This is a genomic window from Vibrio sp. EA2 (assembly GCF_033042495.1).
Classification (GTDB): Bacteria; Pseudomonadota; Gammaproteobacteria; order Enterobacterales; family Vibrionaceae; genus Vibrio.
The window spans coordinates 63,265-70,644 of the sequence record NZ_JAWLID010000015.1; the positions used below are offsets into that span (position 1 = coordinate 63,265).

Annotated in this window: 6 protein-coding genes and 2 pseudogenes; 4 read left to right on the forward strand and 4 right to left on the reverse strand. The window is 43.6% G+C overall.

Features of this window, described 5'->3' with window-relative positions; all coding sequences use genetic code 11:
• Positions 1 to 392: 392 nt before the first annotated feature.
• Complete coding sequence (locus RXX31_RS21195; RefSeq protein WP_317591667.1) at positions 393 to 1,691, forward strand: carbohydrate porin; 1,299 nt, start codon at positions 393 to 395, stop codon at positions 1,689 to 1,691.
• Positions 1,692 to 1,903: 212 nt separating this feature from the next.
• Here the strand turns inward: RXX31_RS21195 and RXX31_RS21200 are convergent, their stop codons facing one another.
• Positions 1,904 to 2,326 carry a hypothetical protein gene (locus tag RXX31_RS21200; RefSeq protein ID WP_317591668.1) on the reverse strand — a complete coding sequence of 141 codons (423 nt, stop codon included), beginning with the start codon at positions 2,324 to 2,326 and terminating at the stop codon, positions 1,904 to 1,906.
• Positions 2,327 to 2,939: 613 nt separating this feature from the next.
• Here RXX31_RS21200 and ltrA point away from each other — a divergent pair.
• Positions 2,940 to 4,412 (forward strand): annotated as a pseudogene (ltrA, locus tag RXX31_RS21205) (group II intron reverse transcriptase/maturase).
• A 438-nt stretch (positions 4,413 to 4,850) separates the two neighbouring features.
• On the opposite strand, the gene RXX31_RS21210 reads toward ltrA, so the two are convergent.
• Positions 4,851 to 5,102 (reverse strand): hypothetical protein, encoded by a 252-nt coding sequence (locus RXX31_RS21210; RefSeq protein WP_317591669.1) that lies wholly within the window; start codon positions 5,100 to 5,102, stop codon positions 4,851 to 4,853.
• Positions 5,103 to 5,296: 194 nt separating this feature from the next.
• Between RXX31_RS21210 and RXX31_RS21215 the strand changes: the two are divergent.
• Both RXX31_RS21215 and RXX31_RS21220 read left to right on the forward strand, forming a co-directional pair.
• Positions 5,297 to 5,737, forward strand: a pseudogene (locus RXX31_RS21215) (transposase); the annotation flags it as partial.
• 88 nt (positions 5,738 to 5,825) lie between these two features.
• Positions 5,826 to 6,287 (forward strand): hypothetical protein, encoded by a 462-nt coding sequence (locus tag RXX31_RS21220; protein ID WP_078558838.1) that lies wholly within the window; start codon positions 5,826 to 5,828, stop codon positions 6,285 to 6,287.
• Between the two features lie 231 nt (positions 6,288 to 6,518).
• Here the strand turns inward: RXX31_RS21220 and RXX31_RS21225 are convergent, their stop codons facing one another.
• Both RXX31_RS21225 and RXX31_RS21230 read right to left on the reverse strand, forming a co-directional pair.
• A complete protein-coding gene (locus RXX31_RS21225; protein ID WP_317591670.1) occupies positions 6,519 to 6,785 on the reverse strand; it encodes a hypothetical protein in 267 nt (88 codons plus the stop codon).
• Positions 6,786 to 7,019: 234 nt separating this feature from the next.
• On the reverse strand, positions 7,020 to 7,380 hold a 361-nt coding region (locus tag RXX31_RS21230; RefSeq protein ID WP_317591671.1), incomplete at its 5' end, for a group II intron maturase-specific domain-containing protein.

Below are 7,380 nucleotides of genomic sequence, written 5' to 3' on the forward strand. Positions count from 1 at the left end.
CATAACTTGTTTTTTCTTTATATATTCACCTCCTAATTCTAATTAACGACAACAATTTAATCCATGGTCGTTATGTGAGGTAAACTGGGTTTCATTTAAAATGATAAATTTCTAAATCCAATTGGTAAATATTGTAAAAATGTACCAATACAGCTAGTAATAGATAGATAAACACCATAATCAAAAAAACGTAACTATTACGTAATATCTCATTCCAATTTTCATATTTTTCATTCTTTTTTTATCGTGACAAATGTCAACAAAATTCATTATTCACAAGTGATCAATATCACCTAAATATATAGATTCTCTACTTATTATCAATGGCAACTTATCTCTTACCATACACGATAAGTACTCAATGCTATTCATATAATTAGTTGGAGAACAACATGAAAAAAACAGCATTAAGCAAAGCTCTATTTATTGCAGGAGTGGCTGCAATATCTTCAATGCCAGCTTTAGCAGAAAAACCAACCTCAGATTTTGAATTTCACGGTTATTTCCGTGCAGGTGCCTTCACTAGTGCCAAAGAAAATTTCAAACAGCACCTATGGGGTGGGCAAAAGGAGACATTGGGGCGTTTAGGCTTAGAAGCTGACGATTTCTGGGAGCTGGCGTTTATGCAGCGCTGGGACTGGGAAAAAACGGAAGACTCAGACGGTAAAAGTGTTCGAATCAACGCACGTCTAGGTCAGGACAACCCTAACGGTAATGGCAGTAACGGCTATGCGAATATCGATGGTAAAGCGACAGGTTTGATCGAATCATTCGTTGAATTTGATGGTGTAACGAACACTGGTACGCTTTGGGGCGGTCAGCGTTACTACGGTCGTGACAACTATATCTTCATGACTGACTTCTTCTACACTGATTATTCCGGTACTGGTATCGGTGTTAAAGGTACTGAATTAGGTGGTGGTCTATGGGACTTTGCCTATATCGCTAGTAACAACTCGGTTGGTGACAACGAGATGCTAAATGCTTTCCACGTTCGTGCAGACTATGGTCAATGGCGTATCGAAGGTATGGCAAAACAGATGGGTGAGAACGTTAACGGCGATGAGTTCGCGAAATCTGGTTTCGAAGGTCACGTTCAATACTCTCCTTCTAACTTCTTTGGCTTTGGAAACGGCTTCTCTAAAGTAGGAGTTCAATACGGTCAAGGTCTAGGTGGTTCAACCATGCTAGGTCGTACATTTACCAACTATAACGCATACAGTCCAGGCGGCGTTGGCTTCATTGACGGTTCTACTGAGCAAACATTAATGTCTGCGGTAAAAGACGGTGATAGAACAGTTCGCGCGCAAGCATACGGCGGCTATATTGGTGAAAACTGGTTATTCTTCCCAGCTGTGGGTTACGAGCAAACATCCTATGAAGACAATGTAGATGACTTCTCATACTGGTATGCAATGGTTCGTCCTGTTTACACCATGCCTTCTATTGATGACTTCGCAATCGCCGCTGAATTTGGCTACACCGACAACAGTGCGAACCGCGACAATGGCGGCAATGCGACTTATAAAGCAACCATCGCTCCAACATGGACAGTCGGAACTGGATTCGGTCCAGCTCCAGAAATCCGTCTATTGGCGACATACCTTAAAGGTAACCCAGGCGTTTCTTCAAACGCTGGTGAAGATGACTACGATTTTATCGTAGGCGTTCAAGTAGACATGTGGTGGTAACCGATTGTTTGCCCCTTCGCTTTTGAAGGGGCGGCATTATCTCAATGGAAGGAGGTGAGCAATTTCGATAGACGTATCAGTTTCTAGTGTTTTTTTTCATTGCTAGCAACAGCAATAACCCCCACCCCTTATGCGGGTTTTAAGGTCGAACCATCCCAAAATAAGCGGCAGCAAGGGTTCGACCTCTTTTTTATTCATATGCAGGGGACAAGTTAACTCGGACGGCTCATCTTAACGCGCTGTTTAACACGATCGATACGCTCTTTGTTAATGCGTTCTTTCAGTTGAGGCTTGATATCTGCCACGGGTACCGCTTTCCACTCACCGTTATGATACACAACGATATATGATATACGGTCAATCTCCTCACGCACCACCCACTTACCATCATCAATACGCTTCACATCGCCAAGAACATTGCCATGAGTGTCACGAACCGTCCAAGTGCCGTTGTCATTCTTGCTGCCAGTGAGTGTATGATCCGTATGCATGGAAGAAACCGTGATGACTCCGTCTTTAACTAAGATCTCACCAATAGGGTGACCATTGTAAGTAATGGAGTAAAGGGTCTCCTCTTCAGTTTCACGTTGTTTTACTGTAGAGATTTTCGCATTCGGGTTAACCGGTTCTAACATCCTTCTGTACGGCCACACTAACCAAACTCGAAAAGGGGCGTGCGACGTGAAGTCGTATGAAGCGCTGTTCACCGCTTAATGAGTGAACCACCTGTATCACCAGGTGAGCCTAAGGCTCTGAATTAAGTAGCGAGCCTGACAATGTAACGAAGGTTGGTGTTGTACCAATCGGGGCCTGAACCGTGAGGGGACGACCCTCCTGACAACCACGTGAGCGGGTAAGTGCTAGGCAGTCAGCATGATGAACATAAGTGAATCCGTGGAAGGTGCGTTATACGATGAACTAGCGGAAGTGGTTAATACGCTGTGGCCAAAAGGCAAGAGAGTCGGAAAGAGATTGCCCCATGCTCTTTCGTGATCATTGTACTCTCCGCACTATAGCGGGCATCTAAACTGACATTGCGCGACATACGGAACACGGTAAGCCTGTACCACTCCCTAGGGAAAAGCCTCTGTGGCCGATAGTGTTGCAGGTAGAGGACGTTGGAAAAAGCGAAGGCTGCATTGTAATGATGCAGATACAGACCTGTGTCTGATCACGAAAGTGAGCCCACTTCCGACTGGTCTCCCGTTGCGAGAGAATTTGAAGAACTTTATTCAAGGAGAAATGCAAATGATGATTTCAAAAGAGATTAGCGCCTCTCCTGACAGTGTTCAATGGCAGTCAATCGACTGGAAATCTGTTGAATCACATGTATTAAAGCTTCAGATGCGTATCGCAAAGGCAACCCGAGAAGGTAAGCACGGCAAAGTGAAAGCTTTGCAGTGGATACTGACTCATTCTCGTTCAGCAAAACTTCTTGCTGTTAAACGAGTATCTCAAAACAAAGACAGTAAAACCTCTGGAATAGATGGTGTCATCTGGAATACAGATACACGCCGCATGAAAGCAGTTAATCACTTGAGTCGGAAGGCTTATCAAGCCTGACCTCTCAAGCGTATCTATATCCCCAAAAAGAATGGCAAACTTCGACCACTGGGTATCCCATGCATGATCGACCGAGCGCAACAAGCGCTTCACCTATTAGCACTAGAGCCAGTGTCAGAAAGTCTTGCCGACCCTAACAGCTACGGTTTTCGACCAAGACGCAGCACCGCTGACGCAATCGGGCAGTGTTTTATCTGCTTGAGCCAAAAACAGTCAGCACAGTGGGTTCTTGAAGGTGATATCAAAGCCTGCTTCGACAAAATCGGGCACCAATGGCTTATGGACAATGTCGCTATTGATAAGCGTATGTTGGAGCAGTGGTTAAAGTCTGGCTTTGTAGACAAAGGGCTGTTTTACGATACTGATGAGGGCACGCCTCAAGGCGGGATTATATCCCCAACCTTGATGTTAATGACGCTTTCTGGTCTCGAACAGCGCATTAAGTCTGCCGCACTCAAAAAGGGTGTAAGAGCCAACTTTATTGGATATGCCGACGATTTCGTGGTCACTTGCACTTCAAAGGAAGTGTTGGAGAACGATATCAAACCGCTGATCGCTGAGTTCTTAGCGGAAAGAGGCTTAACACTCTCCGAAGAGAAAACGCATATTACCCACATCAACGATGGGTTTGATTTCCTAGGGTTTAACCATAAGAAATACAAAGGAAAACTGCTCATTAAGCCGAGCAAATCCAATACGTTGATGTTTTTAAGTCATCTGCGTGAACTCATCAAAAAGCACTTAACCCTTCCAGTGAATGATCTTATCAAACTGATAAATCCGAAACTCAGGGGGTAGTCGAATTACTATCGACACTGCGTTGCGAAACAGGTATTCGGATATGTAGGCTACAAACTATTCCATACGTTATGGCACTGGGCCAAAAGGCGTCATCCAACAAAATCTAGAACGTGGATCGCCCTCAAATACTTCATCAACCGAAAAGGCCAATGGCAGTTTCACGGTTGGCAGAAGATTATGGATATGGATTGCTAGTTCAATCTCTTCCAAATAGCCAAAGTGCCTATCGAGAGACATGTGAAAATCCGTTGTGCGGCAACACCGTTTGACCCTCAATACCAAGAATACTTGGCGAAGAGAAAATTCAAAAGGCTAGCTCGCAACTCTTGGGATGATCCTGCTCTGACTGCTTTATAAGTTGCTGGGTATCAAACGGTGCTTCTGTGGAGGCTTGAGCCGTATGCAGTGAAAGTTGCACGTACGGTTCTTAGGGAGACGGCACTTGGTAACAAGTGTCGTCCACCCGACATTTTCGATTTAGAAATGGCAGCGTATCGACTGCGATCGCTGCCATTTTAGTATGATACTTTAATACTCAGTATGAATCTTTATTACTTGGCATGAGACTTTATTACTCTCTCACACTAACCTCAAGTAAGCTTGCATTATTATTCAATCGTTGCTCTGGGCTAGAAATGTTAAAGGATGACAGAAAGTGGGAGTTTTCTTTCACCTCCTCTCGACTGGCAACCATGAGCTTAAGTACTGCGATTTTAGTGGCACGATCTGCCACTGAGTAAATGCGTTAACAAGGAAAGGGGCAAAGCCTTCTTAGAACTATTACATCCACAGTTATTAAATGGGGAAGTGTTTTTCCTCATATTCTTCAACCAATGCAGCGAGCCTTTCAAGCTCGTCACCTTCAGGAGTGCTAGGTTCGGCTGCATCAAACAGTGATTCAATTCGCTTCAACGCGGCCTTGTAATCACTTTCGGAAATTTCAAGGCCCAACTCATCCAATGTTACCTCAGCTAGTTCATCACTATGCGAAGTATGGGGTGTCATCCCCTCGACCAGTTCTTTTTCAGATAACCGTTTTTTGCTCACAACTCGTCTTTCCATTCAAAATGAGATTAGATAATCTATAGCATACTGAGTTATTAGCTACAGCGTAAGGTTTGTCCTGAAACACGCAATGGGGCAAAGGTGTGTTTGCTATAGGCAGTTCATATCACCTCTGTCAACTTAAACCGACAGAGGAAAAGTGACAAACTTTCTTGTAAATGAACGAACTACCAACAAAAAGGTTCCTGTTCTTGGCTGTCATTATCGACTGGTATCACTGTAAGGTGTTGTCCTCGCGGTTATCGAACACCATGGGTACAAGTTTTATGTATCATGGCTCTCGAAGAGGTGCTCCAATACTACGGACCACCCGATATCTTTAACTCCTATAAGGGCTGCGAGTTTACTAGCACTGAGTTCACACAGAAGTTGCTCAATCAGGGGGATATGGATCAACATGGACAGAAAGGTCGCTGGATTGACAATCTTTTTATTGAGCGGCTATTGAGAAGTCTGTAATACGAGGAGATTTACTTAAAAGCTTACAGCACACCCCGTAAAGCAGAGCTTGAAATCGGGCACTACATGGTGTTTTATAATGAGAAGCGTAAACACCAGGTACTCAATGACCTCACCCTCATTAAGTCTACTTTGACAGACAGAGATACGCTGCATGAGCTGGTGTCAATCACTTAAGATATTGGCTTATGTGTCCAACCATTGGCCTTCACTTCTCTAATCCGTTCATAACAATAAGTTTCGTAGATGCGTAAAGATAATTTATACACCTTTGATAGCTGGCCTGTAGGTACACCAGAACGCTTAATACACGGCTATTGGGAGTTGGGCGTGATGAGGTTTCACACATTTGATAGTGAATGCGGTAAAGAACTTCAAGATACGTACAATCGCATTAACCATGGACTGGGGGCTAGTGTTGTGTACATCGACCTAACTTCAATGGGAGATGGTTATCGATACAAGTCAGAAATCTTAGATGTTATTCGAAGTGATCAGCAAACATGGGTGTGGTTCGTAGGCTGTAGAGCGCTTTTGGAGAGTTCGTTGGCGGGTTGGTTACGCTCTGTTTTGACGACATACAACCTAGACCACGTTCGAGTTGCTTTTGTGCTTGATAGCCGTGAGCAATTCAACCATATCTTTCAGGATTACTCAGCTCCGTTCTATCAATCTACCATAGCTCTGGATCTCTCAAAGAACAGTTAGGCTTATTCTTAGTTACTATTAAATATTTACTCTGCTCTTTAGCTAGTTCGTATAGTTCCAGCCCTAAATGATTCAATTTAAGTGACTAAAGCGTAGCTTTTACGCTCATATCATCGCTAAATCTAACTTTTGTTATTTTTCGGTCGGGTGGCAATTCAAACAAATGAGAAGTTGATACACTTGGGGCATTTTTGATTCTGGTGATTAATTCCGAAACACAAACATACTGGTTCACAACTCATCAATATCAACGTCAATTTCTGGGGAGTTTTCTCTTTGCTTAACTAGTTTTCGGTCTTGTTCATCTTCCTCAAATTCAATTCGGGAAGAGTCAAAAACATCACGTCGTTCAACTAGAAAGTCGATATCCGTCTTATCCGCACCTTCCGAATAAGCCCCCCAATCTTTTTCACTTGTAGTCGCGAATTCATCGGTGTGCGCAGTATGACTTGTTAATCCTTCTAAAAGGTCTTTTTCTGACAACAGTTTTTTACTCATAACTTACTTCTCGATTCAAAAATGACATTAGATAATTTATAGCATAGTGAGCAGCTAGAAATTAGCTCTGAAACAAGGAAAGGGGCAAAGGTGTGTTTACTGTGATCGGTTTCAGCACACCTCTGTCGGATAGGCGATACCTGTTACCAGATGCCGCCCTCCTGAGAACCGTACGTGCAACTTTCACTGCATACGGCTCAAGCCTCCACTAAGGCGTTATAGTAACCCAGCAACTCACAAAGCAGTGGCAACAGGGTCAAACCATGAGTTGCGACCTGTGTTTTTCACCTTACGTTCATTGAGAAAACCTTCCCAAAAAGGATCGAACGGGTTCGCTTGACTCATGATTTTTACATGTCGCTTAATTGGCACCTGACCGATTTGAAACAGTCGGATCACGCCATACAGTCCATCCTTTTTAAAGCAGCCATGGAAAATCCATTGCCCTTGATAGTTTAGAAAGTACTTATGTGCGATCCATTTGCGCCCCTTGTTTGGGTGACGCCTGACTGACCATCGCCATAATGCAAGAAATAGCTTATGACCAACATATCCGAATACCTGTTTAGCCACGCAATGGCGATAATAATTAGCC

Bases quoted from the DNA above. Each gene is read 5' to 3' on its own strand.
- RXX31_RS21195 (WP_317591667.1), top strand. From the start codon at position 393: ATGAAAAAAACAGCATTAAGCAAAGCTCTATTTATTGCAGGAGTGGCT.
- RXX31_RS21200 (WP_317591668.1), bottom strand. From the start codon at position 2,326: ATGTTAGAACCGGTTAACCCGAATGCGAAAATCTCTACAGTAAAACAA.
- RXX31_RS21220 (WP_078558838.1), top strand. From the start codon at position 5,826: ATGCGTAAAGATAATTTATACACCTTTGATAGCTGGCCTGTAGGTACA.
- RXX31_RS21225 (WP_317591670.1), bottom strand. From the start codon at position 6,785: ATGAGTAAAAAACTGTTGTCAGAAAAAGACCTTTTAGAAGGATTAACA.